At 71.1% G+C, this 25,569-nt stretch carries 13 protein-coding genes; 5 read left to right on the forward strand and 8 right to left on the reverse strand.

All coding sequences use genetic code 11. From position 1 onward, the window contains the following. Positions 1 to 4: 4 nt before the first annotated feature. The 7 genes from WME75_RS11675 to WME75_RS11705 form a co-directional block, all read right to left on the reverse strand. Entirely contained in the window at positions 5 to 1,048 is a 1,044-nt protein-coding gene (locus WME75_RS11675) for a pentapeptide repeat-containing protein (protein ID WP_437489897.1), read from the reverse strand. Beyond that, the gene (locus tag WME75_RS11680) at positions 1,045 to 3,720 is read right to left on the reverse strand and encodes a DUF2169 domain-containing protein (RefSeq protein ID WP_437489899.1); all 2,676 of its coding nucleotides are present in this window, start codon (positions 3,718 to 3,720) and stop codon (positions 1,045 to 1,047) included. The genes WME75_RS11675 and WME75_RS11680 overlap by 4 nt, the downstream gene beginning before the upstream one ends. 109 nt (positions 3,721 to 3,829) lie before the next feature. Continuing rightward, entirely contained in the window at positions 3,830 to 6,253 is a 2,424-nt protein-coding gene (locus tag WME75_RS11685) for a type VI secretion system Vgr family protein (RefSeq protein ID WP_437489901.1), read from the reverse strand. 95 nt (positions 6,254 to 6,348) lie between these two features. Beyond that, on the reverse strand, positions 6,349 to 8,694 hold the full coding sequence (locus tag WME75_RS11690; RefSeq protein WP_437489902.1) for a DUF2169 family type VI secretion system accessory protein: 2,346 nt from the start codon (positions 8,692 to 8,694) through the stop codon (positions 6,349 to 6,351). Positions 8,695 to 9,250: 556 nt separating this feature from the next. Continuing rightward, the gene (locus WME75_RS11695) at positions 9,251 to 13,180 is read right to left on the reverse strand and encodes a protein kinase domain-containing protein (protein ID WP_437489904.1); all 3,930 of its coding nucleotides are present in this window, start codon (positions 13,178 to 13,180) and stop codon (positions 9,251 to 9,253) included. 124 nt (positions 13,181 to 13,304) lie between these two features. After that, positions 13,305 to 13,685: a hypothetical protein gene (locus WME75_RS11700; protein WP_437489906.1), complete on the reverse strand. Its 381-nt coding sequence runs from the start codon at positions 13,683 to 13,685 to the stop codon at positions 13,305 to 13,307. A 383-nt stretch (positions 13,686 to 14,068) separates the two neighbouring features. Beyond that, complete coding sequence (locus WME75_RS11705) at positions 14,069 to 15,634, reverse strand: AbgT family transporter (protein WP_437489908.1); 1,566 nt, start codon at positions 15,632 to 15,634, stop codon at positions 14,069 to 14,071. A 210-nt stretch (positions 15,635 to 15,844) separates the two neighbouring features. Between WME75_RS11705 and WME75_RS11710 the strand changes: the two genes are divergently transcribed. The 5 genes from WME75_RS11710 to ssuD all read left to right on the forward strand — a co-directional run bounded on the left by WME75_RS11710 (position 15,845) and on the right by ssuD (position 24,685). Beyond that, positions 15,845 to 20,860 carry a protein kinase domain-containing protein gene (locus WME75_RS11710; RefSeq protein ID WP_437489910.1) on the forward strand — a complete coding sequence of 1,672 codons (5,016 nt, stop codon included), beginning with the start codon at positions 15,845 to 15,847 and terminating at the stop codon, positions 20,858 to 20,860. Between the two features lie 106 nt (positions 20,861 to 20,966). Next, positions 20,967 to 21,665: a methyltransferase gene (locus WME75_RS11715; RefSeq protein ID WP_437489912.1), complete on the forward strand. Its 699-nt coding sequence runs from the start codon at positions 20,967 to 20,969 to the stop codon at positions 21,663 to 21,665. Beyond that, a complete protein-coding gene (locus tag WME75_RS11720; RefSeq protein WP_437489913.1) occupies positions 21,652 to 22,476 on the forward strand; it encodes a class I SAM-dependent methyltransferase in 825 nt (274 codons plus the stop codon). Before WME75_RS11715 ends, WME75_RS11720 begins: the two co-directional genes overlap by 14 nt. Before the next feature lie 76 nt (positions 22,477 to 22,552). Beyond that, a complete protein-coding gene (locus WME75_RS11725; protein ID WP_437489914.1) occupies positions 22,553 to 23,338 on the forward strand; it encodes an SAM-dependent methyltransferase in 786 nt (261 codons plus the stop codon). A gap of 207 nt (positions 23,339 to 23,545) precedes the next feature. Next, positions 23,546 to 24,685, forward strand: a complete 1,140-nt coding sequence (gene ssuD / locus WME75_RS11730; protein ID WP_437489915.1) for an FMNH2-dependent alkanesulfonate monooxygenase — start codon at positions 23,546 to 23,548, stop codon at positions 24,683 to 24,685. Between the two features lie 37 nt (positions 24,686 to 24,722). Here ssuD and ssuE read toward each other — a convergent pair whose 3' ends face one another. Beyond that, a complete protein-coding gene (gene ssuE / locus WME75_RS11735; RefSeq protein ID WP_437489916.1) occupies positions 24,723 to 25,289 on the reverse strand; it encodes an NADPH-dependent FMN reductase in 567 nt (188 codons plus the stop codon). Positions 25,290 to 25,569: the final 280 nt, after the last annotated feature.

Here is a 25,569-nt window from a genome sequence, read left to right on the forward strand (position 1 = left end):
CCCCTCAGGGCGTCCATCGCTCGGCTTCGAGCAGATCCGGGTCGTCGCCGAGCGCGGCGGACCGGCTCGTGAAGGTCGCGCCCGCGTCGCGCGTCTGGTGGAAGCGGGCGCGGAAGAGCTTTGCATGCGAGAAATCCGCCTTCTCGACGCTCGCGTGCGAGAAGTCGGCGTAGGTCAGGTCCGCGTCGCGGAAGCTCGCCAGCGGGCAGGCCGCCCGGTGGAAGATGGCCTGGTAGAGGTCGGCGCCGGCGAGGTTCGCCGCCTCGAGGTCGGCCTCCGCGAAGATCGCCTGCCGCGCCTTGAGGCCGGCCGCGGAGACGCCCGCGAGCCGCGCGCCGAAGAAGAGGCCGCGCTCGGCGTCCGCGCCGTCGAGCTTCGCCGCGGTGAGGTCGGCGCCCTTGAAGCTCGCCTGGACGAGCCGGGCGCCTCGCAGGTCGCACCCGGCGAGGTCGGCGTCGGTGAGCTGCGCCAGGGTCAGGTCCATGCCCGACAGATCCTGTCCGCGGAGGCGGGCGCCGACCAGCACCGTGAGGTGCATCGTCGCGCCGCGCAGGCTCGCGGTCGACAGGTCCGCCTTGATGAAGCAGGCCTGCTTGAGCTTCGCCCCGTCGAGCGCGAGGCGCGCTGCCTCGGTCTCCACGAGCGAGAACCGGTCCAGGTTGGCCTCGCGGAAGCTCGTCTCGTCGGCGCGCCCCTTGATCATGCTCCCGATCGTGAGGTTCACGCGGTCGAAGCTGGCCCGCGACACGTCGCACTCGGCGAAGCTCGCGGAGACGAGGTCGCTCTCGTCGAGGCGCGCGTGGAGGAGCGCGCACCCGCTCCACACGGCGTGGCGGGCCCGCGCGCCGGACAGGTCGGCGCTCGAGAGGTCGCACCCGTTGAACATCGACTCGCTGACCTTCGCGTCCTTCAGTTTTGCGCCGCGGAACGTCGTCTTCTCGAACACGACGCCCGACAGGTCGAGCCCCGACAGGTCGAGCCCCGACAGGTCCTCCCCGGCGATGACCTCGCCCTCGGCCACCTTCGCGATCAGCTCGTCGCGGGTCACTTGCTCTGCCCCGTGAACACGACGTTCTTGATGTGCGCGTCGGAGAAGGTGGTCCGCGCGTCGCCCTTCGCGTCGAGCAGGTTGGCGCGGAAGAGGTTCGTGTTCTCGAAGCGGGCGCCGGGCACCTTCGCCTTCTGCAGCATGGCGTCCATGAGGTTCGCGCCCGTCAGATCCGCGTCGGTCAGGTCCGATCGCATGAACCGCGCGCCCTTGCCCGAGAGCTGCACGAGGCGCGCCTTCCGGAGGTTCGCCTCGCTGAAATCCGCGTTGTCCGCCGTGGCGCCCTCGAAGATCGCGCCCTCCAGGTCGACCCCGCGGAGGTTCGCCCGCGCGAGCTCGGCGCCGGTGAAGTCCGCGCCCGGCAGCGCGGAGGCGGAGACCACGCGCAGGGCCGTGGCCCTCGCCTTGCGGAACGAGGCCTCCTCGCCCTTGAACTCGACGAAGGCCGCGTCCTCGAGCTCGGCCTCGCTGAAATCCGCGCCCGCCCCCGTGCACTGGAAGAACGTCGCCTTGCGCAGGCTCGCGCCGGCGAAGCGCGCGCCCGTGAGATCGAGCTGGAAGAAGAGGACGTCGTCCCCCTGCGCGCCGCTGAAATCCGCGCCTCGCACCCGGGCCTCCAGGAAGTCGGCCTCGGCGAGGTCGGCCCCCGAGAACCGGGCCTCCTCGAGCCACGCCTTGTGGAGGACCGCCTTGCGGAGGTCGACCCCGTCGAAGCTCGCGCGCGAGGCGCGCGCCTCGCCGAGGTTCGCCCCGCGCAGCGTGGCCTTCCCGAACCGCGCGCCCTCGAGCTTCGCGCGCGTGAGCACCGCGCCCGTCAGATCGGCCCCGCCGAGGTCGCACGCCGACAGATCCGCGCCCTCGAGGAGCGCCTCGCGCAGGTCGGCGCCCGCGAGGCTGAGCTCGTGGAGGTCGGCGCCCGTCAGGTCGCGCCGGGCGAGCGACTCGCCGGCGGCGAGCGCCCGCTCCACCTCGGCGCGCAGGTCGGACCTCTTCCCCTCGGGCGCCGGCTCGGCCGGCGGATAGAAGTGAGCGAAGGCGCGGTACGCGAGGAGGACGTTCTCCTCGGCGTTCCGGAGGCTCGCCGCGAACGCCGGGTCCGCGAGCTTCGCCTCGATGTCGTCCATCGGGGCGCCCGCCTTGCGTCCCGCCTCCGCGAGCTCGCGCAGGCGGGCCATTTCCTCGTCGGCGCTGAACTTCGGCGGGCCGCCCCCGTCGCTCTTGCTCTTCGCGATCACCGCGTCGAAGTCGAGCCCCTGCTCGGCGCACAGCTTCCGCACCTCCTCCTCGGTGGCCCTGCGCTGCTCCTCGGCGTCCTTCTGGAGCTCCGCGGCTTCCAGGTCCATCCGCTCGGCGTAGTCCGCGAGCTCGTCGGGTTTCGGCTCCTCCGGGCGCTTGATCTCCCGCGGGAGCTTTTCGTCCGGGTTCATCCCGAGCACGAGCAGGGTGAGCCGCGCCTGATCGAGCTCGCGCTGCGCCCGCGAGATCGACCGCTCCTCCATCGCCCCCTCGCGCCGGATGAGCTCGTCCATGTCGCTGATGACCTCGTCCGGGAACGACGGGGCGTCGGGCTCGGGCTCCGGGAGCAGCTCCTTCTCGCGCAGCGCGTGGAGGTGCCCCTTGTCCTTGTCGAGCCGCCTCTCCAGCGCCGCGCGGTAATGCTCGACGGGCCTCGGCGCGTCGGCCCGCTCGAGGCCGGCGATCAGCACGCGCACGTCCTCGGCGTCGTCCTCGGCCACCGGCACGACGCCGCGGAAGATCGCGACGCCGCGCTCGAGGTTGGGGAAGAGGAGCACCGTCTCCAGGCGCGTCGCGACCTCCCGGAGGGGCTCCTCGCCGTGGGCCACCGTCTCGCCCGTCTCGCCCCGCTGCCGCACGAAGCACCGGGCGCGGAGCTTCGGAGCGTGGGTCTCGAGCAGCGGCCGCGCCGGGTGCAGGTTCTTCAGGCGGATGGCCTCCCCGCCCTCGAAGTAGTCGGGCAGCCGCTGGTCCTCCGGGGCCACCTGGAAGTACTCGGGGTCGAGATCCCGGGCGAACCCGGGAAAATCGTGCTGGAGCCACTCGCCGCCGTAGGTGCCGAGCTTGGCCGTCCGCGAGGCGAGCGTGGGATCGAGCGCCCCGAAGCCGGCGGGGGGCGGCCTGTCGCCCGGCGACATGAGGAGGCGTCGCGGGTCCTCGAGGTGGGGCAGGGGATGCACCTGGGTTCCCTCCTCCTCGACCGGGGCGAGCCCCATCCCCTTCGGGTTCGGCGGGTAATCCGCGCCGCCGAAGGCGTGTTCCCAGGCGAGCGGCATCTCGGTGATCGGCTCGGGCTCGGTCGGCGCGCCGAGGTGCCACCGCCGCTTGCCGACGACCGCGATGGACTTGTCGACGAGGGGCCTGTCGACCGGGCCGACCTCCAGGCCCGCGGCGAACGCCGGCCGAGGCTCCCCGCCGGGCGAGAACGCCTTGCCGAAGACGAGGACCTCGCCCCGCGGCTTGGGCATCCCCTCGTCGAGGAGGCCGTCCTTGCCGAGCGCGGGCATCACCCGCTGCCACATCGACACCTCGGGCAGCGGGACCTCCGGCGCGTCGAGCGGGAAGAACACGAGGAGCCCGATGCTCAGATGATGGTTGCGCCGGACCGTGAGCACGCGCTGAAGGACGGAGAGGCGGAGGGGCTTGATGACACGCATGGGGCTCGGAGGATCGGTGTTCGCGGGTGGGGCCTCGCTTCCGCCCTTTCGCGGTCGAGGTCGATGTCTCGCTGGCGTGGTGACGGCGCGCGCGCGGCGCGCGTCGTCGCTAGCTGACCACGAAGATGCCGTGCTTCCTGATCTCGGCCGCGACGCTCTGCAGGGTGAAGCTCCCGTTCTTGAGCTCGACGGTCTTCGTCGTGAACTTCGGGCCCTGGATGGTCAGCTCCGGACCGTTCTTCACGGAGACCGACGCGCCGAGCTTGAACTCCACGGAGTTGGTGAGGTTGAACGACACCTTCTGGCCAGCGGTGACTTCCATGTTCCTGCTCAGCGAGAACGACTGCTTGCTCCCCACCGTGAACTCCTGCGCGCTCGTCGCCTTGAGCTCCGTCGTGCTCGCCAGCTTGATGTCGAGCGACTTGGAGACGTTGACCGACGTGAAGCTGCCGGCCTTCAGGTCGAACGCCTGCCCGACCGTGACCGAGACGGCGCGGCTCAGCTTGAGATCGGTCGACGCGGCGGCCGCGACCGACAGGAACGCGCCCAGCTTGATGTCTCTCCCCGCCCCGATGGTCATCGACGAGCTGAAGCCGTGCACCTCGGAGCTCGCGCTGCCCTTCGTGATGAGGACGTAGTTGCCTTCCCGCTCCTTCGTGTCGTTGCCCGTGGTCTTTTCGTTCCTGTTCCCCTTCGTCTCGATGTTGAGGTCCGACTGAGAGAAGATGTTCACGTCGGCGGCCAGGGACTTGATGTGGACATTGCCCGACTCGGAGGTGATCGTCACATCGCCCTTGGCCGTCTCGGTGAGGGTGCCCGCCGTGGCGGTCGTCGTGATGTTGCCAGCGCTCGCGGTGGTCGTGATGTCGCCTGAGGTGGCGGTCGTCGTGATGTCGTCCTCCGCGGTGCTCGTCCAGCTGGCGCCGACCTGGAAGTCCATGTTCACCCCGCTGTCGAGCAGGATGTTGCCGTCGGTCTTGCCGATGAGCTCGTGTCCCTTGTTGGGCGACCCCATGCGCATGTACGTGTTCGAGTACGGCGTCGAGAGCGTGATGCGCTGCGCCCCGGCCTGGTCCTCCAGCTCCAGGCGGTTCCTGCCGCCGGTCTGGATGACGTTCTTCGTGTGGTTGCCGCTCGTCACCGGGCTCGGCGTGAGCACGTTGGGCACCACGCCGGCGATCACGGGCCGGTCCGGGTCGCCGCCGAGGAAGCTCAGCACGACCTCGGTCCCCCGGCGCAGCGGGAAGTGGAACCCTTCGACGCCGCCGCCGTGCGGCTGCATCATGCGCACGAACGTGGAGCCGCTGCCGTCGCGCGGGCTCGCCTCGTCGAACTTGAGCTTGACCAGGTAGCGCCCGTGCTCGTCGATCTGCGCGTACTCGCTCGACGCGGAGCCGTCGACCGAGCCGTTCTCGTACCCGTAGATGCGCGGCCACGCCGTCCGCGACTCCGCCCGGAACTGCGTCGCCGCCGGGATGGCCGACACCTCGACGAAATAGACCTCCTCGTGCAGGAGCCCGGCGAGCTCCGCGAAGTCGCTGTGCCCGGCGGACTGGTTGCCGTGGTGGCGCAGCTCGACCGCGAGGTACTTCGCGTTGAACCGCGCGCGCGGGTGGTCCTCGAGCTCGAACGTGGTCCCCGAGCGCAGGTGGAGCCGCGCGCCGGTGGCCTGATAGACCGCCTCCCGGGCGAGGTATTCCTCCGCGCGCAGCTGGGCCAGCCGCTTGCCGGCGTCGGCGCTGAAGAAGCGCTCGCCATGGAGGCTGATCTCCCCGGTGCCGTACGGGGACACCGGCGCCGCGCCCGCGAGGGGGAACTGCGGCCGGACATAGTCGTAGTCCTTGAGCTTCACCCGCGACGGCAGCGCCCCGTGCTGGCAGGAGAAGGTGCGGAACGAGGCCGAGGCGCTCCGGTCCTCGCCGGTCTGCGGGTGGTAGCGGACCGGCGCGCCGAGCGGCTCGGCCGGGTAGCTCCTGTCGTCGCAGAGGATGAGCTTCTCACCGTCGTCGGTGTGCTCGAAATAGTAATAGATCCCTTCCCGTTCCATCCAGCGCGAGATGAAGTCGAAGTCGCTCTCGCGGTACTGGCAGATGTGCTCCTCGGTCTCGTAGCTGCCGAGGTTGAGCTCGACATCGCCGCCCGTGAGGCCGTTCTCCTCGAGCACGAGCTTGATCACGTCGGGCACGCTCTTCTTCGTGAAGATGCGGCTGTGCTTCGACAGGGTGAGCCCCCAGAGCCGCGGCACGAGGACCGCCCGCAACAGGGCGCGTCCGCCGAACTCGTGCACGAGGTCGACGCCGGCGAGCACGCCGGTGAACACATAGGGCGGATTGATGTCCTCCGGGCGGTCGATCGAGAGCCGCGCCTTGGCTCCGACCATCTCGGCGAAGTCCGTGTCGTCCTCGCCCTCGCTCGGGATGGAGAGGAAGATCTCGACCCTGTACGGGCGCGAGATCGCCTCCACGCCGCGGAAACCGACGACGCGCGCCGGGCCCTGCAGGATGCTCGAGGAGAACGTGATGAGGTCGCTCATGGTCGTGTCTCTTCCAGGGTGCGAGGAGGTGAATGCTCCGCCTTCGTTCCCGAGGGAGCTCGTTCTATGGAGCTAGACGTAGATGAGTCAGCGCGTCAACCTTGTGAAGAAACGTGAATGTCCTCTGCCGCCGGTGGTATCTCGACGATGGCGCTCAGGATCGCGCCGCTCGACTTCGCGTTTGCGAGCTTGACTCCATAGACGTTGGCGCCCGCGAGGTCCGCTTCGCGCAGATCGGCGCCATCGATGTTGGCGCACGCGAGGCTCGCTTGCTTGAGCTTCGCCGCGCGCAGGAGGGCGCCAGCGAGGTTGGTGTTCGCGAAGCTCGATCGCGAGAGGTCGGCCTTGCTTCCGTTGACGTCGGCGAGGCTCGCCCGGTCGAAGACGGCGTCGGTGAGGCGGGCCTGCCGCAGGTCGGCGCCGTCCAGCGACGCGCCCTCGAAGCGCGTGTGCGCGCCTCTGGCCGAGGTGAGGTCGGCGCAAGTGAGGGTCGCCGAGGAGAGCTGCGTGCGGTCCAGCGTGGCGCGGGAGAGGTCGGCGCGCGTCAGGTCGGCCGCCGTGAGGCGCGCGTCGGTCAGATCGGCGCCGCTCAGGTTGGCCCTGGCGAGGCGCGCGGAGGTGAAGTCGCACCGGGCGAGCGTCGCGCCGGCGAGGTTGAGGCGCTCGAGGGAGGCGCCGCTCCAGTCGATGCCGGCGAGCTCGGCGCCGGCGAGCTCGAGGTCGTCGAGCGGCTGGCCGCTCTTCAGGCGGGCGAGCACCGCCGCGCGCAGGCCGCGCGCTTCCGGCTCGGGCGGGGGCGGCTCGGGGGCGGGAGGCTCGGGCGGGGGCGGCTCGGGCGGGGGTGGCTCGGGCGGAGGTGGCTCGGCGGGCGAGGTGGCGCTCGCGGGCGCGGGGATCTCAAGCGCTGGCGCCGCGGTCTCCGGAGAATGCGGCTCGTCCACTGCAGGGCTGGTCTCTCCAGGCGGCGCGAGCGACGGTTGCGCCTGCGAGGGCGGCTGGTCGATGACGGGGTGCGTCTGGTCGAGCCCGGCGAGCGGCGGCTGCACCCGGGGCGGCGGCTCGGGCGACGCGGCGTCGGGGCCGGAATGGGCGAAGGGCATCGCGAACGGCACGGAGCCGGGGGCAGGCTCGGGGCGCGGCGGCGGCTCGGGCGCGGGCACGAAGGGCAGCGGAGGCGGCGATTGCAGCGGCGCCACCTGCTGCGTGACGGCGCTCCAGTGCGGCTCCTGGCGCTGCACGAAGGGCAGGGGAGGGGGCGATTGCAGCTTTGTCACCTGCTGCGTGACGGCGCTCCAGTGCGGCTCCTGGCGCTGCGAGAAGGGCAACGGGGGCAGCGAATGCAGCTTCGTCACCTGCTGCGTGACGGCGCTCCAGTGCCCCGCCGGGAGCTCCGCCCCCCGGGGGGCGAGCGCGCTCCCCAGCTCCGTGATCGCGACGGGCGCGAGCGGCGGAGCGATGCCCGCCGCCGTCGACGTCGAGGACCAGGGCAGGGGCCGCCCGGGCATCTCGACGCCCGCGACCACCCGCATCCGGGCCGGCAGGTCGCCCGGCAGGAGCGCGACATTCCCCCGCCAGACGAGCGAGCAGAGCAGGCGATCCGCATCGAGGGTCAGCGTGTCGGCGACGAGCTCGATCGGCTGCCCCGGGTCGTCGCCTCCCGGCCCGGTCCGATGGAGCCGCGCGAGCCCGTGCGCCGAGGGCAGCCTGGACCGGATCCACGGCATGTGCGGGTGCAGCCCCTGAAGAAATATCCACTCGTCGCCGCGGAGGAGCTCGATCTGCTGGTCCGCGGGGGCGGCGTGGAAATAGCGAAAATCGAAGCTGGCATCGAGCTCCGGCGCCAGGAGGTCGGGCGCCTGATCCCGCGCGAGGAGGCCTCTCCTCGGAGCCCAGTGCCTCGCGATGGGCCCGACGCCCGCGGGCCTCACCGGATGGGCCGGATCCACGACGCTCGGCAGCGCCGTCCCGGAGCCCACGCCGACCGGGTTGGCGTCGATGTGCGGGCCGCCGAACGCGCGCTCGTACTCGAGCGGCATGAGGCTGAAGGGACGCGGGCTCGGCGCCTCTCGCGTGGATTCGCCGTAGACGTGGAGCACCTTGTTGAAGACCCAGCGATCCTCGCGGAAGAGCGCGACCCGCACCGAGAGCGCCGTCGCGGTCGTCCCCGCGGGGGCGGCCGCGTGTCCACGCACGAGGACCCCTGCGCCCGGCAGGTAGGGCGCTGTCTCACATGCCTCCTCCAGGCTGCCGCGCCCCTCGCGGAGCTTGTCGGAGCGGACCAGCGGCGCCGGGGCGGCGAGCTCGGCGTTCCGGTCGTGGACGAGGGCGAACGTGGCCTTGACGATGACCGTGAGCCGTTCTGCGCCCTGCATGCGCCACAGCACGGCCCCGCAGGAGGCCGGCGTCAGGGCGATGATCGGGAGAGGCCAGGGCGATTGCACAGCGTGATCTCGACTGGCCCGCGCGCCTTCACCGCCGCGGAGGGCTCTCAGACAGCCGACGATACGCGGCGCGTCTCTCGGAAGCAAGCGCGGGAGTCGGCGTGGACGACAGCGCGTGTCGAGCGTTCTCGCTCACAGGACCATGGCGCTGTGAAGATCGGCGGAGCCGCAGAATCTGTGGTGCATGGTAGGGAGATGCCATGACGGCGCGCCGGTGTCCCGCCGGCACGCACGGCCGCCGCCCGTGGCATGTTGGGCAGCTCGCTGTACCGTTTGACTGAAACTTTGTGTCTCGTGGGAGATGGGGAATCAACGCAAAGACGGATCTCGAGCAACCCCGGGCCTCCAAGGGGACGATGCGCCTCGATCGCAGGGTCGACGACGACCTTGAGAATCCCCTCCTCGGTCATTCTCTCTCTGCCTTTTTGCGTCTTGGCGTCTTTGCGCCTTGGCGTTAAATTCCGAGATTCTCGACGACGTCAGCTGGAGGCACGACTCGCCCCCCGGCGAGTTGACAAGCTGCCATCCGGCGCCCTCCGCCAAAGTGACTTCCTGGTCAGCTGTCGCGCTCGCCCAGCCACGCGCCGGCGAGCGCGAGCGTGCGGGCGTGATCGGGCACGTTCTCCAGGAATCGCGCCCGCCACGCGGGGTTCGCGATCCGCGCCGCCCGCTCCAGCAGCCGGCCGCGGGCGGTGGCGATCGCGGCGCGCGCCTCCCCGTGCGCGCCGCACGCCTCCAGGGCCTCCGCGCGCACCAGGTAGATCTGTGACTCGCCCTCCTCGAGGTGGCCCTGCGAGGCGAGGATCGGGGCGGCGAGGTCCGCGGCCCGGTTCGCGGCTTCGAGCGCCTCGGCGGCGCGCCCCGCGGCGAGCAGCACGCCCGCGAGCGTGCCCAGAGCGCAGGGGATGAGCGGCGGCACGTCCGCCAGGAGCTCGCAGCCGCGGCGCGCCTCCGCCTCGGCGCGAGCGAGATCCCCCGCGAGGCGAGCCACGTCCGCGAGATAGACGTACGTGCCCCCCTCCATGCGCCGATCGCCCGAGGCCACGAACGACCGGAGCGCGTCGTCCAGCAGGGCGCGCGCCTCGTCGAGCTCGCCGAGGTAGCTGAGCGTTCGGCCGAGGTTCTCCTTCGCGAACGCCACCATGTACAGCAGGCCGAGCCGCTCCGTGTCGGCGATCGCGGCGCGGAGCAGGCGCGCGGCGTCGGCGTACGCGCCGAGCTCGTTGCAGAAGTGGCCGGCGTTGCCGCGCGCGCCGCAGGCGCCGCGCACGTCGCCCGCCGCCTCGAAGGTGCGGATCGACTCCTCGCCGAGCTCCCGGGCCGTGCCGACGTCCCCGGCCAGGATCGCGCAATGCGTGCGCAGCCGCAGGACCGGCGCGCTCACGGTCGGGTCGTGCTCGAAGCGCGCGAAGGACGCGTCGATGCGCGACGACAGCGCCTCCGTCTCCTCGCTCCGGCCCTTCTTGTAGAGCAGGACGATGGCCGCCTGCGCCATGGCGACGAGCTCGGGCCCGGTCGTCGCCTCCGCCGACCACCGCGCGCACAGCGCCCTGGCGAGCGCGACGACGCCGTCCTCGCGCCCCACCAGGTGGGAGGCCCAGAGCGCCACGCACGCCGCGCGGCACCACGGCGCGCCCCCCTCGGGCAGCGCCGACATCGCCCTCGTCGCGTGCAGCTCGGCCGCCGCGCTCTCGCCCCGGTACTGGTACGCCTCCGCCTGGACGGCCTCGATCTCGCCGAGCGCCTCGCCGGCCGCGCCGCACGCGATCGCGCGCTCGGCGCGCCCGATCGCCGCCGCGTAGTCGTTGCCGCCGAGCGCCTGCTCGGCCGCCCGGCGGTAGCAGCCGACCGCGCGATCGAGCTCGCCGCCGCGCTCGAAGTGCGTGGCGAGGACCATGGCGTCGGTCTCGCCGGCCTCGGCGAGCCACGCGCCCGCGAGGCGGTGGCCGAGCCGCCGGTCCTCCTCGGTCAGCATCTCGTAGGCCGCGTCGCGCACGAGCGCGTGCCGGAAGGCGTACTCCACCTCGCCCTGGAACGTCGACTCGTGCACGCGCGTGATGAGCTCGCTCCGCGCGAGCTCCGCCAGGCACGCGTCGAGGTGCGCCTCGCTCGCCTCGGCCCCGAGCAGCGCGCCCGCCGCGCCGCGCCAGAACGCGCCCCCGAGCACGCTGCCCGCGCGCAGCACCCGCCGCGCGTCCGGCGCCAGCCCCTCCAGGCGCGACTGCATCATCGCGAGCACCGTCTCCGGGACGCCGCCGCCGTGGCCCTCCGCCGCGGCGCGCACGAGCTCCTCCAGGAAGAACGCGTTGCCCCCCGAGCGGTCGACGATCCGCGCGACGCCCTCGGCGTCGAGCCCCCCGAGCGCCTCGCCGACGAGCTTCTCGCACGTCCTCCGCGAGAGCGCCGTCAGCCGCAGATCCGTCAGCGCCCGCTTGCTCCACAGGTCCGGGAAGGCCTCGCGCACCTCGGGGCGCGCGAGCGCCAGCACCATCAGCCGCTCGCCCTCGAGGACCCGGAGCGCCGCGTCGACGTACTCGACCGTGGGCCGGTCGCCCCAGTGCAGGTCCTCCAGCACGAGCAGCAGCGGTCGCGCCCGGGACTCGGCGCGCGCGAGCTCCACCCACGCGGCCTGCATCTGGTCGCCCATGAGCTTTGCGTCCTGCCGCGCCGCCCGGAGCAGCACGCTGTCGTCCGCCGGGAAGGGCGTGCCCGCCATCTCGCCCAGGAACTCGGCGACCTGCCGCCGCAGCGGCTCGGCGACGTTCACCGCGACGCGCGCGGCGAGCTTCTGCCGCCGCGCGTCGAGCGGCTCGCCGTCGAGCAGCCGCGCGGCGCGGCGGACCCCCTGGCCGAGCAGGCCGAACGGCGCGCCCACCCGCATCGGATCGCCGCGCGCGATCCAGAGCTCGAAGGGCTCGCCGCGCGCGCCGAGGCGCCGCACGAGCTCGTGGCGCAGGCGCGACTTGCCCACGCCGGCCTCCGCCGTGACAAGCACCGCGCGGGCCTCGGACTCGGCCACGCACTCGTCGAAGGTCGCCTGGAGGAGGAGCAGCTCGCGCTCCCGCCCCACGCACCGCGTCGGCTTGCCGAGCAGCTTGCGCGCCTCGTCGGCGGGCTCGAGCTCGCCGACGAGCGCGAGCCCCACGCCGTCCGGGGCCACCTCGAAGCGGTCGCCCAGGAGATCCGCGGTCATCCGGTCGAGGAGGACGGGGACCGCATCGGCCGAGCTCGCCGCGAGCAGCGCGCTCGCGCGGTCGATGACCTGCCCCATGGGCTGCGTCTTCTCGAGCTCGTCCCAGCCGGTCGTGAGCGCCACGCGCGCGCGGGGCAGGAGGTCGCGGAGGGCGAGGGCGCAGCGCGCGGCGTTCACGGCGAGATCCGTCGGCGAGCCCGCGCCGGAGAGGACGGTCGCGAGGGAGCCGTCCCGGAGCAGCTCGAGCTGCGCGCCGTGCCGGGCGGCGACCTGCCGGAGCGCCTGCGACGTGTCGAAGAGCGTGGTGAGCAGCGGGGCGTCGCTGAGCGAGGCGGTGATCTCGCACGAGTCGACGCGCGCGGGGATCCGGCCGCCGCCGGCCGCGTCGGACGCGAGGATCACGCTGACGAGGCGCCGCTCGCGGCGCGTCAGGCCGGCGACCGACGCGGGCGCGCTCGAGGACGACTCGGCGACGCGCTCGGCGAGCGCGCGCAGCTCGTCGAGGACGGCCCGCGCGGCGGGGCGCTCCTCCGGCCGCTTGGCGAGCAGCCGCGCCACGAAGGCGTCGAGCTCCCGCGGCAGCCCGGGCACCAGCGCGCTCGGGCGCGGGGCCTCCTCGAAGACCACCCGGGCCAGCAGGGCGAGCGGATGCGACGCGGCGAAGGGCGGCCGGCCGGTCAGGCAGGCGAACAGGACGCACCCGAGCGAGTAGATGTCCGCGCGCGCGTCGACCTCGCCTTCGCCGATCACCTGCTCGGGCGCCATGAACGACGGCGTGCCCACCGTCGCGCCGGTGCGCGTCAGCGAGGACGTCGCGTCCTCGAGGCGCGCGAGGCCGAAGTCGACGAGGGTCGCCCGCTCGATCTCGCCGCCCGGGAGGAAGAGGTTCTGGGGCTTGATGTCGCGGTGGACGACGCCCTGCGCGTGCGCGAACGCGAGCCCCTCGGCCACCCGCAAGAGGAGCCTGAGCGCGGCGATCGGCTCCATCCGGCCCCGGGAGAGCCGCGCCCCGAGGTCTTCCCCCTCGAGCCACTCCATCGCGAGGTAGAGCTCGCCGTCCGGCGTCGTCCCGTGGGCGACGTACTGGACGATACACGGGTGCGACAGGCCGGCCAGCGCGCGCGCCTCGCGGGCGAACCGGCTGCGCTTCTCGTCAGTCGGCTCCCTGAGGACCTTGATGGCCACGGGCGTGCCGCTCGCGTCGTCGCGCGCGCGATACACGGTGCCGAGGCCGCCCTTCCCCGCCTGCCGCTCGATCGTGTAGCGCGCCCCCAAGCGCTCCCCCGGTGTCATCGCGGCCCGAGTATCTCATGGAATGAGGGCGTATCCGCCAGCCGCAATCGGCGCCGGCGACCCACGAGGCCACGCCTCGCCGGGGTCGCGACGAGGCCTGAACGACGGCCATCGTCTACGCGGATCAGCGGCGCTCTGCGTCAGCGACCGTCTCGCCCCGATCCGCGGCGCGGGCCGCGCGGAAGGCCGCGTCCAGCCGCGCCGCCTCGCGCGCCGCCTCGCCGGCCGGCAGGCCGCGCCTCCCCGCGGCCGCGACGATCGCCTTCCGGAACTGCGCTCCGGCCCGGCGGTATTCGAGCGTGACGAGGGTCAAGCAGAGGGCGACGAGCAGCACGTCGCGGGCGCTCGGTGACGGTAGAGACCAGGCGAGCCAGCCTGTGGCGATGGCGAGCAGTGCGCCGCAGAGACCCCAGGACTCGGAGCGCTCAGCGCCCCCGGCCACCGCCGCGGCGGCCAGCGCCCCCGCGACGGAGGGTGGCGGCTCGGCATCCTTGTCCGAGGGCACTCGCCCCCTTGCGCCCTGAGCGCCTGGCGCGCCGCCGCCGGTCATGGGGGGTGCCGAGGACACCACGACAGCGTTCGATGCCGCACCGCGATGCATTGAGCTCATACAAACACCCTCCTCGCTTTGCCGTTCAGCCCTACACAATGTCCGCGCTTGCACGCCGCGCGCCGTCGCGTAAATACGCGAGCACACTAGAGGATCTCACGGCTGAGGCCGCATCGCATGCGCATTGGTCGCGCGGGGCACGCAATTGGTGCGCGTTCGTCGAGATCTCGGCCTGGCCGAGGCGCACCGAGGGCGCAGAGGTGGGTGGACGTCGCTCGCTCCCTCTCCTCCGCGAGCGCGCGGCGCAGCCCGGGCTCCGCGGCGGGGAGCGCAGGCGATCAGGGGTAGACGTAGGGCGCGTCCAGCCCGAGCGGGAGCCCGAGCTGCCAGTAGGCGAGGAGGAACAGGCTCCACACGACGAGGAACGTCACGGAGTAAGGCAGCATCAGCGCCATGAGCGTGCCAATCCCGGTGCCCTTCACGTACTTCTGGCAGAACACCACCACCAGGGGGAAATACACCATGAGCGGCGTGATGATGTTCGTTGTCGAGTCGCCGACGCGATAGGCCGCCTGGGTGAGCTCCGGCGAGATGCCGAGCGACATGAGCATGGGCACGAAGATCGGCGCGAGCAGCGCCCATTTCGCCGACGCGGAGCCGATGAGGAGGTTCACCGTCGCGGTGAGGAGGATGATGCCCACGATGGTCACCGTGCTCGGGAGCGCCATGGCCTGCAGCGTCGCAGCGCCCTTGAGCGCCAGGAGCGCGCCAAGGTTCGACTTGTTGAACAGGTAGATGAACTGCGCGGCGAAGAAGGCCATGACCAGGTAATAGGCCATCGTGCCCATCGTCTTGCTCATCCCGCCGATCACGTCACGGTGGCTCGTGAATGTGCCCGCCGTGTAGCCGTAGACGATCCCGGGGATCAGAAAGAACAGGAAGATGAGCGGCACGATCGCGGTCATGAGCGGCGCCGTGCTGCTCGTCAGCTGACCGCCCGGCGCGCGCAGGGGCGACGACGCGGGCGCGCTCGCGGCGACGAGCAGGGCGACGCACAGCGCCATCGCCGCGAGCCCCGCCCAGAGCGCGCGCGCCTCGCGCGGCGTGAGCTCCGCCACGCGCGGCTCCTGCTCCGGCGCGGCGTCGACGGGCGTGCGGGCGAGGCGCGGCTCGATCACACGGTCGGTGATGAACCAGCCGAGCCCGACGACCAGCAGGCAGGAGGCGCTGCAGAAGAACCAGTTGCAGAGCGGGTTGACGGTGCGCTTCGGATCGAGGATGCCGGCGCCGGCCTGGGTCAGGCCCTGCAGCAGCGGGTCGAGGCTGGAAGGGATGAAGTTGGCGCTGAAGCCCCCAGAGACGCCCGCGAACGCCGCGGAGATGCCCGCGAGCGGGTGCCGGCCAGCGGCCTGGAAGATGACCGCGGCGAGCGGGATGACGAGCACGTAGCCCGCGTCGGCCGCCGTGTGGCTGATGATGGCCACGACGATCACCATCGGCGTGAGCAGCACCCTCGGGGTGATCGCGAGGAGCTTCTTCAGACCGGCGTTGATGAACCCCGAGTGCTCGGCGATGCCGACGCCGAGCAAGGCGACGAGCACCACGCCGAGCGGATGGAAGCCCGTGAAGGTCGGGACCATGCTCGCGAGGAACTCGGTGACGGCCTTGCCCGAGAGCTGGCTCTGGACCTGGAGCGGCTGCTTCGTCCTCGGGTCGATCTCGCTGAACTGGAGCGGCGCGAGCGCCGCGGACAAGATCACGACCGCGGCGGCGAGCACGACGAAGAGCAGCGCGGGATCGGGGAGCTTGTTGCCCGCCCTCTCGAGCGCGTCGAGGGCGCGGCTCGCCCGGCCCGCCCGCGCTTCGAGCGGGGCCGGGGGGAGCTCGGGTTGCTTGCTGGACATGCGCGCATCCTAAGGCGATCCGCCCTGCGCGTCGCCGGTTTCGTAATGGACGGCCCATACCGTCGCAGTCGGACGCGACCTGGCGCTCGCGAAGCGACGCGGCCCCGACTCCACATCTCTTTCCGTCGGTAGTTCACACGGGGCTGTTCAACAGGGCAGGTGGAACTCAAGCCTTCAGCTGCTGTACGATGGCCCAGAGGGGCTCGTTACATGCTAATTCTTCAGGATTACACCGCGACGGAAAAAATCTACGAAGGAATCACGTCGGTTCTTTATCGAGGCCACCGGAATGCGGATCAGCTGCCTGTCGCCGTGAAGCTCCTCAAGAGCGAGTACCCAGACCCGCGAGAGCTGGCCAAGATCCGGCACGAGCACGCGGTCATGAGGGACCTTCGTGTCCCGGGCATCCCCGTGGTGATCGAGGTGGGGAAGCACGGGAATGGCCTGGCGCTGATCATGGAGGACAGCGGCGGGCGGTCGCTGAGCGACATGATCCGGTCGCAGCGGCTCAGCCTCGCGCCGGCGCTGCGGATCGTGGCGTCGGTCGCTGACATCATCGACTCGGTTCACCAGCGCCATGTCATTCACAAGGACATCAAGCCGCACAACATCCTCGTCGACCCCGAGACGATGCAGGTCAAGCTGATCGACTTCGGCATCGCCACGCGGCTGTCGCGCGAGAACCAGGTCGCGCTGGCGCCGGACGCGCTGGAGGGGACGCTCGCGTACATGTCGCCCGAGCAGACAGGGCGGATGAACCGCGTCGTCGATCATCGCAGCGATCTCTACTCGCTCGGCGTCACCCTGTACGAGATGCTCACCGGCGCGCTCCCGTTCCAGGCGAACGACGCGATGGAGCTCGTGCACCACCATATCGCGAGGAGGCCCGTGCCGCCGGCGGAGGTCAACGCGCAGCTCCCCCCGATCGTCTCCGATATCGTGATGAAGCTCCTGGCCAAGAGCGCCGAGGCGCGTTACCAGAGCGGCGCCGGGCTCAAGGCCGATCTGGAAGACTGCCTGAGCCAGCTGGAGGCGACCGGTCAGATCCAGCCGTTCGTGCTCGGGCGCCTTGACCGCGTCGGCGAGCTCCGGATCATCCAGAAGCTCTATGGCCGGGAGGAGCAGGCAGCGACGCTCCTCGCCGCGTTCGACCGCGCGAGCCGGGGCTCGGTCGAGCTCCTCCTGGTCTCGGGCGAGGCGGGCGTCGGGAAATCCGCCCTGGTGCAGGAGGTCCACAAGGCGCTCGCGCACCGCCGCGCGTACTGCATCGCGGGCGCGTTCGCGCAGATCGGCCGCAGCACCCCGTATGCCTCCGTGGCGAGCGCGCTCCGGAGCCTCGTCCGGAATCTCCTGGCAGAGCGCACCGACGCCCTCGATCTCTGGAAGGCGAAGCTGCTCGAGGCGCTCGGCCCGAACGGCCAGGTGCTCATCGATCTCGTCCCCGAGCTCGAGCTCGTCATCGGTCCCCAGCCGGCCGTCACCGAGCTCGGACCTACCGAGTCCCAGAACCGGTTCAACCTGGTGTTCCAGAACTTCCTCCGCATCTTCGCGACGCGGGAGCACCCCGTCGTGCTCGCGCTCGAGGACCTCCAGTGGGCGGACGCGGCCTCGCTCAACCTGATCCACACGCTGATGACCGGGCCGGGCACCGCGCATCTCCTGGTCATCGGCACGACCCGGGAGGGCGAGGTCGCCGCGGCCCACCCGCTGCGCCTCCTCGCCGACGCGCTGCGGAGCGCGCGCGTCGCCGTCCACACGATCGCGATCGAGCCGCTGGAGCGGCCCGCCGTCGCGCAGATCGTGGCCGAGGCGCTGGACTGCGCGGTGGAGCAGGCGGCGCCGCTCTCGGAGGTCGTCTTCGAGAAGACCCGCGGGAACCCGTTCTTCGTGAACCAGTTCCTGCGGGCGCTCCGCCAGGAGGAGCTCCTGCGCTTCGACGCGCGCTCCCGTTCCTGGACATGGGATCTCGCGCCGATCCAGGCGATGAAGATCACGGACAACGTGGTGGCGCTCATGGCGGGCAAGCTCCAGGAGCTCGCGCCGGACACGCAGCGCGCCCTGATGCTCGCGGCGTGCGTGGGCCACGAGTTCGAGCTGGAGGTGCTCTCGGTCCTCTGCGATCGATCGCGCGGGGACACGGCCGCCGACCTCTGGGAGGCCCTGCGGGACGGGCTCATCCATCCCACGGACAGCGAGTACCGCTTCGTCCACGGCCCGGCGCGCAGCGACGCGGCGGACGACGAGCCCTCGACCCGCTTCAACGTCTCCTACCGGTTCTTGCACGATCGCGTCCAGCAGGCCGCGTACTCGCTGCTCGACGACGAGCGCCGGAAGGCCGCGCACCTACGGATCGGCAGGCTGCTCCTGGCCAGGGCCGGCAGCAGCCCGCGCGACGACGCGCTGTTCGCCGTCGCCAACCAGGTGAACCTCGCCGCCGACCTGATCTCCGAGCCGGGCGAGCGCGTCGAGCTCGCCAGGCTGAACCTGGCCGCGGGGAGGCGGGCGAAGGCGGCGAACGCCCACCAGGCGGCCGCCGACTACCTCGCGGCCGGGACATCGCTGCTCGGCGAGGCGTCCTGGGAGCGCGACGGCGACCTGATGTTCGCGCTCTGCGTGACATGCGCCGAGTGCGAGTACATGTGCGGTCATTTCGATCGGGCCGAGTCGCTCTTCGATCTCCTGCTGTCCCGCGCGAGCTCCACGCTGGAGCGAGCGCAGGTCCATAACCTGCGGATCATCCTCTATCTCACCCTGTTCAAGGTCGCGGACTGCATGAGCGTCGGGCGCGCCGGCCTCGCGCTGTTCGGGATCGAGCTGCCTCGCTCCGAGGAGCAGTACCAGGCGGCGCTCGACGCGGAGCTCGCGGAGGTGCCCGTCCACCTGGGGAGCCGGCGGATCGAGGAGCTCGTCGACGCGCCGGAGCTCGAGGACCAGGAGACGCTGACCGTCCTGGAGCTGCTGACGAACCTCTCCTCGCCGGCCTACCTCACCGACGCGAGGCTCGCGGCGCTCGTCACGGCGAAGCAGGTCAACCTCTCGCTCAGGCACGGTCACTCGGAGGTGTCGGCGTTCGGCTTCGTGCTGTACGGCCTCTACATGGCCGTGCTGCGCGATCGGTACGACGAGGCGCAGCGGTTCGGGCGGCTCGGGCTCGCCCTCGACCGGCGGTTCAACAACGTCGAGCTGGCCTGCAAGATCCACTTCACGTTCGGCGTCTACGCCCATTTCTTCTCCCCGCTGAGCGAGACGATCGAGCTCCTCCGGCGCGGGCTCGAGGCAGGGATGGTGTCCGCGGACTTCCCCTATCTCTCCTACACGTGCAACGCGATCATCATGGCGCGGCTCGGGCTCGGCGAGGAGCTCGCGTCGGTCAAAAAGGAGCTCGATCGCTTCCTGGGGCTCATGGCGCGGACAAAGAACGCGCTGTCCACGACCTTTCTCACGATCGCGCGGCAGATGGTCGCCTGCCTCGAGGGGCGCACCGAGGGCAGGGCCGCGCTGAGCGACGACGACTTCAACGAAGCGGAGCTCGTGGCGACGTTCAGCGCGCCGAGCGCCATGTTCGCGGCCTGCTGGTATCACGTGGTCAAGCTGCAGCTCCTGTTCCTGGACGAGGAGCACGCCGCCGCGCTCTCGGCGGCGCTGGAGGCCGAGCGGACCCTCGGGAGCAGCATGGGGTATTTCTCCACGGCGGAGCTGTCGTTCTACGTCTGCCTGACGCTGACCGCCCTGGGCGAGGACGCCCTGGGGGGGCCGGCGCGGAGCGCGGCGATGCTCGAGGAGCATCACGCGAAGCTCGCGCGCTGGGCCGAGAGCTGCCCGGAGAACTACCGGCACAAGCACCTCCTTGTCGGCGCCGAGCGCTCGCGCCTCTCCGGCGATGAGCTGACCTCGATGGCGCGTTACGAGGAGGCGATCGAGGCCGCGCAGCAGAGCGGGTTCACCCGGGACGAGGCGCTCGCGAGCGAGCTTTACGCGAAGTTCCACCTCGCGAAGGGCAGGGACAGGACGGCGCGGTTCTACCTGACGAGCGCGTGCTACGGGTACGTCCGCTGGGGGGCCACGGCCAAGGCGCAATCCCTCGTGGACAGGTATCCAGAGCTCGCCCTCCAGCCCGCGGTGGGCTCGCGCCGCGCGGACGGGACGGTATCCTTCACGGTGTCGAGCACGAGCTCCTCGAGCGCCAACACAGCGCGAAAAGGGGTGCTCGACGTGACGGCGATGATCCGCGCGGCGCAGGTGATCGCCGGCGAGGTCGAGCTCGACAACGTGCTGGAGCAGCTGATGCGGATCGCCGTGGAGAACGCGGGGGCGCGCAAGGGCGCGCTCGTCCTCGAACGCGGCGAGCGGCTCGTGGTCGAGGCGCTCGCGACCGTCGATCCCGACGTGCTCCGCACGGGGATGACGATGCCCGTCGAGGACAGCGCCGACATCGCCGCCTCGGTCGTGCAGTACGTCGCCCGGACCCGAGAGCCGGTGATCCTGGTCGACGCGATCGAGGACGGGCGCTTCGCGGCCGATCCGTACATCGTCGCGAGCCGCCCGCGGTCGGTCCTCTGCATGTCGATGGTCCACCGAGGCCGGCTCACGGGCGTTCTTTACCTGGAGAACGACGTCATCAGCAATGCGTTCACCGCGGCGCGGATCGAGCTGCTCGGGCTGCTCCTGTCGCAGGCGACCATCGCCGTCGAGAACGCGCTCCTCTACGCGCACTTGCAGCACCGCACCGAGGAGCTGCGGGTGGCCGGCGAGCGGCTGGAGATCGAGCTCGCCGAGCGCGCGCGCTCCGAGCAGACCCGGGCGTCGCTCCAGGAGGAGATCATCCGGGTCCAGAATGACAGGCTGGCCGAGCTGTCCACGCCGCTCATCCCCATCACCGATCGCATCATGGTCATGCCGCTCATCGGGACGATGGACGCGGCGCGCGCGGAGCAGGTGCTGCACACGGCGCTGCAGGGGGTCGACGCGAACGACACGCAGGTCGTGATCCTCGACATCACCGGCGTCAAATCGATCGACACAAGCGTCGCTGCCTCGCTCATCAGCACGGCGAGCGCCCTCCGGCTGCTCGGGGCGCAGGCGGTGATCACCGGCGTTCGCGGCGACGTCGCGCAGACGCTGGTCGCGCTCGACGTCGATTTCGGGGCCATCGTGACGAAGGGGACCCTGCAAAGCGGGATCGCTTACGCGCTGGAGCAGAGCAGAAGGACTCGCCGCCTGTCCTGAGCGCCGCCCTGGGCGCGCCGCCGATTCCGAGGGTCCTCCTCGTGACGCGGACAGGCGGTCGTGCTTTCTCTCTTGTTGCGGCGCGGCTCGAACTTATAGTTGAAGAATGGGTCTGAGCGAGCATGCTCGGCGCGATGACGAGTTGTACGCGATCCGCCGCCGACAGCCGTACGGGATCGAGATCGACGGACTTCGGTTGTGCGTCGCAGAGGACGTCTTCCCTCCCGATCTCGGCTACTCGCCGCGCCGGCTCGCGGCCGTCCTCCGGCGGTACACGCCCCGTCGCGCGCTCGACATGGGGTGTGGCTCGGGGTACCTCGCCCTGGTGTTGAGCAAGAACGGAGCCAGGGAGGTCTGGGCGGTGGACAACCATCCACCCGCGATCGCATGCACGACAGAGAACGCGGCGAGGAACCCTCCGCTGCGGGTTCGCGCTGTGGAGAGCGACCTGTTCGCGGCGATCTCGCCTGGCGCGACGTTCGACCTCATCGTGTTCAATCAGCCATTTTACCCGAGCACGACCCGGCGAGGCGTCTTCGGTATGAAGCGCGACGGTGGACGGCCCATCATTGAGAGGTTTCTTACCCAGGCGAGAGGCTTCATCACGCCCGAGACCGTCATGCTCATGCCCTTCTCGCAGGTGGCCGGAGGAGAGAACGACCCGGGCGCGGTCGCCGCGCAGCTCGGGTATACGTCCCGGATAGTGCACCGTGAGAGCGACGGCCCTCACGCGCATGTCATCCACGAGATTCGAGCGCCTGGCTCGCGTCCTGATGCCGACAGGAGAGGCCATGTCCTGGTTTGACGTCAAATGTTATTCTCCCTGCGGGGCGCCGGAGCGAATGCCCGCCCGCCGCCGGAGGCCGCACCGGCTGACGCATCAGGCCTGGGCCCTCGCGTCGAGCCGGTTCGTCCGGAACGACATCCCCCCGATCCTCGATGCGCTCGATGGGTGCAGGAGGATCCTGGACGTCGGCGGGGGCACCGGGGCTGTCGTGCGGCGCATCGCGGAGCGATTCGGCGGCTGCATCACCGTCGAGCCTGACGCGGCCAACGTCTCCGCGATGGACGAGGAGCGGCGGGAGGACGGCAGGATACGCGTGCTGCACGGCAGAGCGGAGAGCCTGCCGCTCGAGGAAGACACGTTTGACGGCGTCGTGTCGGCGTGGGTGCTCCACTACGTCGATGACGTCGTGGGGGCCGTCCAGGAGATGATCCGGGTGTGCGACAAGCGCGATCCTGGATCGAGGATCGTGATCGTGCAGGGGGCCCCTGACAACGAGATGGTCGGTCTGCTGAACAGCAACTGCTGCGCCGTGGCGGGCGACGAGGCAGAGCACCATGGACATCTGCTCGCGACGGCCGCGGATGTGCTGTGGAGCCACGGCTTCAAGAACGTGGATATGGTGAGGGTGAACGTCGAGCTGCGCTGCGACGAGGCCGACCTCGAGGAGAGAATAGCGAGGGCGGCGGAGGTCCTGCAGCGGTTCTGGTACGATCGGCATCCGGCGGCGGAGATCATGAAAATGAGGCTCTCCGCTGACCTGAGAGCTCGTTTCACGAGGACGCCGACATCCATCGGAGACGATGGGATCATGATGGTCGCGCGCCGATGATGTGCCGCGCCGGGCGGGCGAGCGCCCGGGCGGCGCGACACCTCACCGGCGCGCGACGTGAGATCGGAGATAGACGATGAGTACTTCAGCATCCGGTAGCCAGCTCGCCGGCGCGAACTCGGCTCGCATGATCGATTACTGGCTCGGCGGCAGGCACTACTTGCCGGTCGACGTCGACGCGGCGAAGGAGTTCGAGGCTGCGTACGGGGACTTCCGAGGCATGTTTCGCGTCCTCCGCCGGTTCATCGGGCGCGCCACGAGGTCGATCCGCGCGCAGGGGATCGATCAGCTCATCGTCTTCGGGGCGGGGCTGCCGACCTCGGGGAACGTCCACGAGGTCGTGCCTGACGCGCGGGTGCTCTACACCGACATGGATCCCACCAACATCTCGATGGGGCGGGAGATCCTGGCCGACCTGCCGAACGCCGATTACATCTACTGCGATGCGTCGGACCTGACCACCCTGGATCAGGCGTCGGTCGAGCGCGTGCTCGGTCCGATCCGGCGGCTCGGCATCGTCTTCGTGGGCGTCGCCGCCTTCATCTCCGATGACAAGCTGAAGGCGGCGTTCGCGTCGCTGTACGACTGGGCGCCGCCCGGCAGCACCATGGCGCTCGATTTCGACAGCGAGATGGGCCTCCAGTACCCGAAGATCGTCGAGATGCTCGAGGCTCCAGGGCTCAAGTTTCACATGCGCTCCCCGGAGGCCATCCGCGCGCTCCTCGGTCCGTGGCGATTGACGGACGATGGGATCACCCCCGTCTCCGCCTGGCGCAATCAGGGCGAGGATGCGGACTATCCGGCGTTCATGTATGGCTGCATGGTCCACCGTCCGGACGACGAAGAGGGCCGCCGGGGTTAGCGAGGGAGCCTGTCCGGCGCTGCTGCTCCAGCAGCAAGCGCTGCGTGCGGGGTGCTGCTGGAGCAGCAACGACAGAGGCCCGAGGCGCGCAGCCGCCTTCAGGCGGCGGCCGGCCATCGCGCGGAGATCCATCGCTCACGGCTGCGGCGCGAGACGTGCTTGCGGGCCTCCGGCCCGGCGAGCCACGGGCGAGGAGCCCGTGTTTTCATGAACGTCTTCTGGTTTCTTCCGACGCACGGCGATGGCCGCTATCTCGGCACCGCCGAGGGGGCGCGCCCCGTCTCGCTCTCTTACCTTCGCCAGATCGCGCAGGCCGCCGACGACCTCGGCTATCACGGCGTGCTGCTCCCCACGGGGAGGTCCTGCGAGGATGCCTGGGCGATCGCGTCGGCGATGATCCCGCTCACGCAGCGGCTCCGGTTCCTTGTCGCGCTGCGGCCGGGGATCGTCTCTCCCACGTGGGCTGCCCGCATGGCGTCCACGGTCGACCGCCTGTCGGGCGGCCGCCTGCTGCTCAACGTGGTGACCGGCGGCGATCCCGCGGAGGCCGAGGGCGATGGCGTCTTTCTCGGCCACGACGAGCGCTATGCGGTGACCGACGAGTTCCTCACCATCTGGCGCCGCGTCATGGCCGGCGAGACGGTCGACTTCGAGGGCAAGCACCTGCGCGTCAAGGGGGCGAAGATCCTCTATCCCCCGATCCAGGCGCCGCACCCGCCGCTCTACATCGGCGGGTCGTCGCCCGCGGGGCACGCCCTGGCAGCGCGCCACCACGACGTCTACCTGACCTGGGGCGAGCCGCCGGCCGCCGTGGCCGAGAAGATCGCGGACGTCCGCCGCCGCGCGGCCGCCGAGGGGCGCGAGGTGCGCTTCGGGATCCGCCTGCACGTCATCGTCCGCGAGACCGCCGAGGCGGCGTGGGCCGCCGCGAACGATCTCATCCGGCACCTCGACGACCGCGCCATCGCCGCGGCGCAGCAGGCGTTCTCGCGCTTCGACTCCGAGGGCCAGCGGCGCATGGCGGCGCTGCACAGCGGGCGGCGCGAGGCGCTCGAGATCAGCCCGAACCTCTGGGCCGGCGTCGGGCTCGTGCGCGGCGGCGCCGGCACGGCGCTCGTGGGCGATCCGGAGACGGTCGCGCGCCGCATGCGAGAGTACGCCGCGCTCGGGATCGACACGTTCATCCTGTCGGGGTATCCGCACCTCGAAGAGGCCTATCGCGTCGCCGAGCTGCTCTTTCCGCGGCTCTCCATCGAGCGCAAGGGATCCGATGTCCGCCCCAACCTCACGGGGCCGTTCGGCGAGGTGATCGCCAACGACATCCTCCCCCAGCGGTCGCAGAGCTGAGCCGATCGCATGCGCCGCCCTGCTCCCCGGCCGGATCTCAGGCGGCCACCTCGCGCGCCGGGAGCGCGAGGCCTTCGCGGAGCACGCTGTCGATGAAGGGCCTCACGATCTCCTCCAGCTTGCTCCCGAGCTCGTCGTCGATGTCGAGCAGCCCGTCCTCGCCGAGCCGCAGCGCCTTGTCGAGGAGGAACAGCCCTGCGAGCACGTGCCGCGCGCCGAGCGACTGGAGGACCGGGCGGAGCCCGTAGTCGATGGCGAGCACGTGCGCGAGGGTCCCGCCCGTCGCGAGCGGCAGCACGGCCTTCCCCGCGAGCCCGAACTGCGGCAAGAGGTCGAGGAACGCCTTGAGCACGCCGGTGTACGAGGCCTTGTAGATGGGTGTCGCGATGACGACCCCGGCCGCCTCGGCGACGATCCGCGCCGCGTCCGCCACGGCGGGGGAGTCGACGCGGCCGAAGAGGAGGTCCTCGGCGGGGAGGTCGCGGACGTGGAGGAGGGTGACGCGAAACCCCTCGCGCCCGAGCCGCGCCGCGATGCGGGCAGCCAGCGCGGCGGTCTTCGAGCGCGCGGAAACACTTCCAGTGATGATGGCAATGCCTGACATGGGCGCGTCATAACAAAGCCCCTCGTCGTTGTCTACTATAACGGATGAATTGTCCGTTAAAACGGATTGAGCTCGGCGGACCGGCGCTGCCGCCCTGGATGGGAGCCTGTCTGCGCGGGAACGGAGGGCGCGGTCGCGGTGCTCCCTGGCACCTAGAGTGGCCGTGCGCGGGCGCGCGTGGGGAGGGCCGATGTCGGAGCGCAAAAGAAAGAGAAGAGGACGCCGGCTGGGGGGGAGCCGGCGCCCTCTTCATGAGCGCGCGCTCGCTCTCACGAACGCG

Source organism: Sorangium sp. So ce1014, assembly GCF_051521505.1.
Classification (GTDB): domain Bacteria; phylum Myxococcota_A; class Polyangia; order Polyangiales; family Polyangiaceae; genus Sorangium.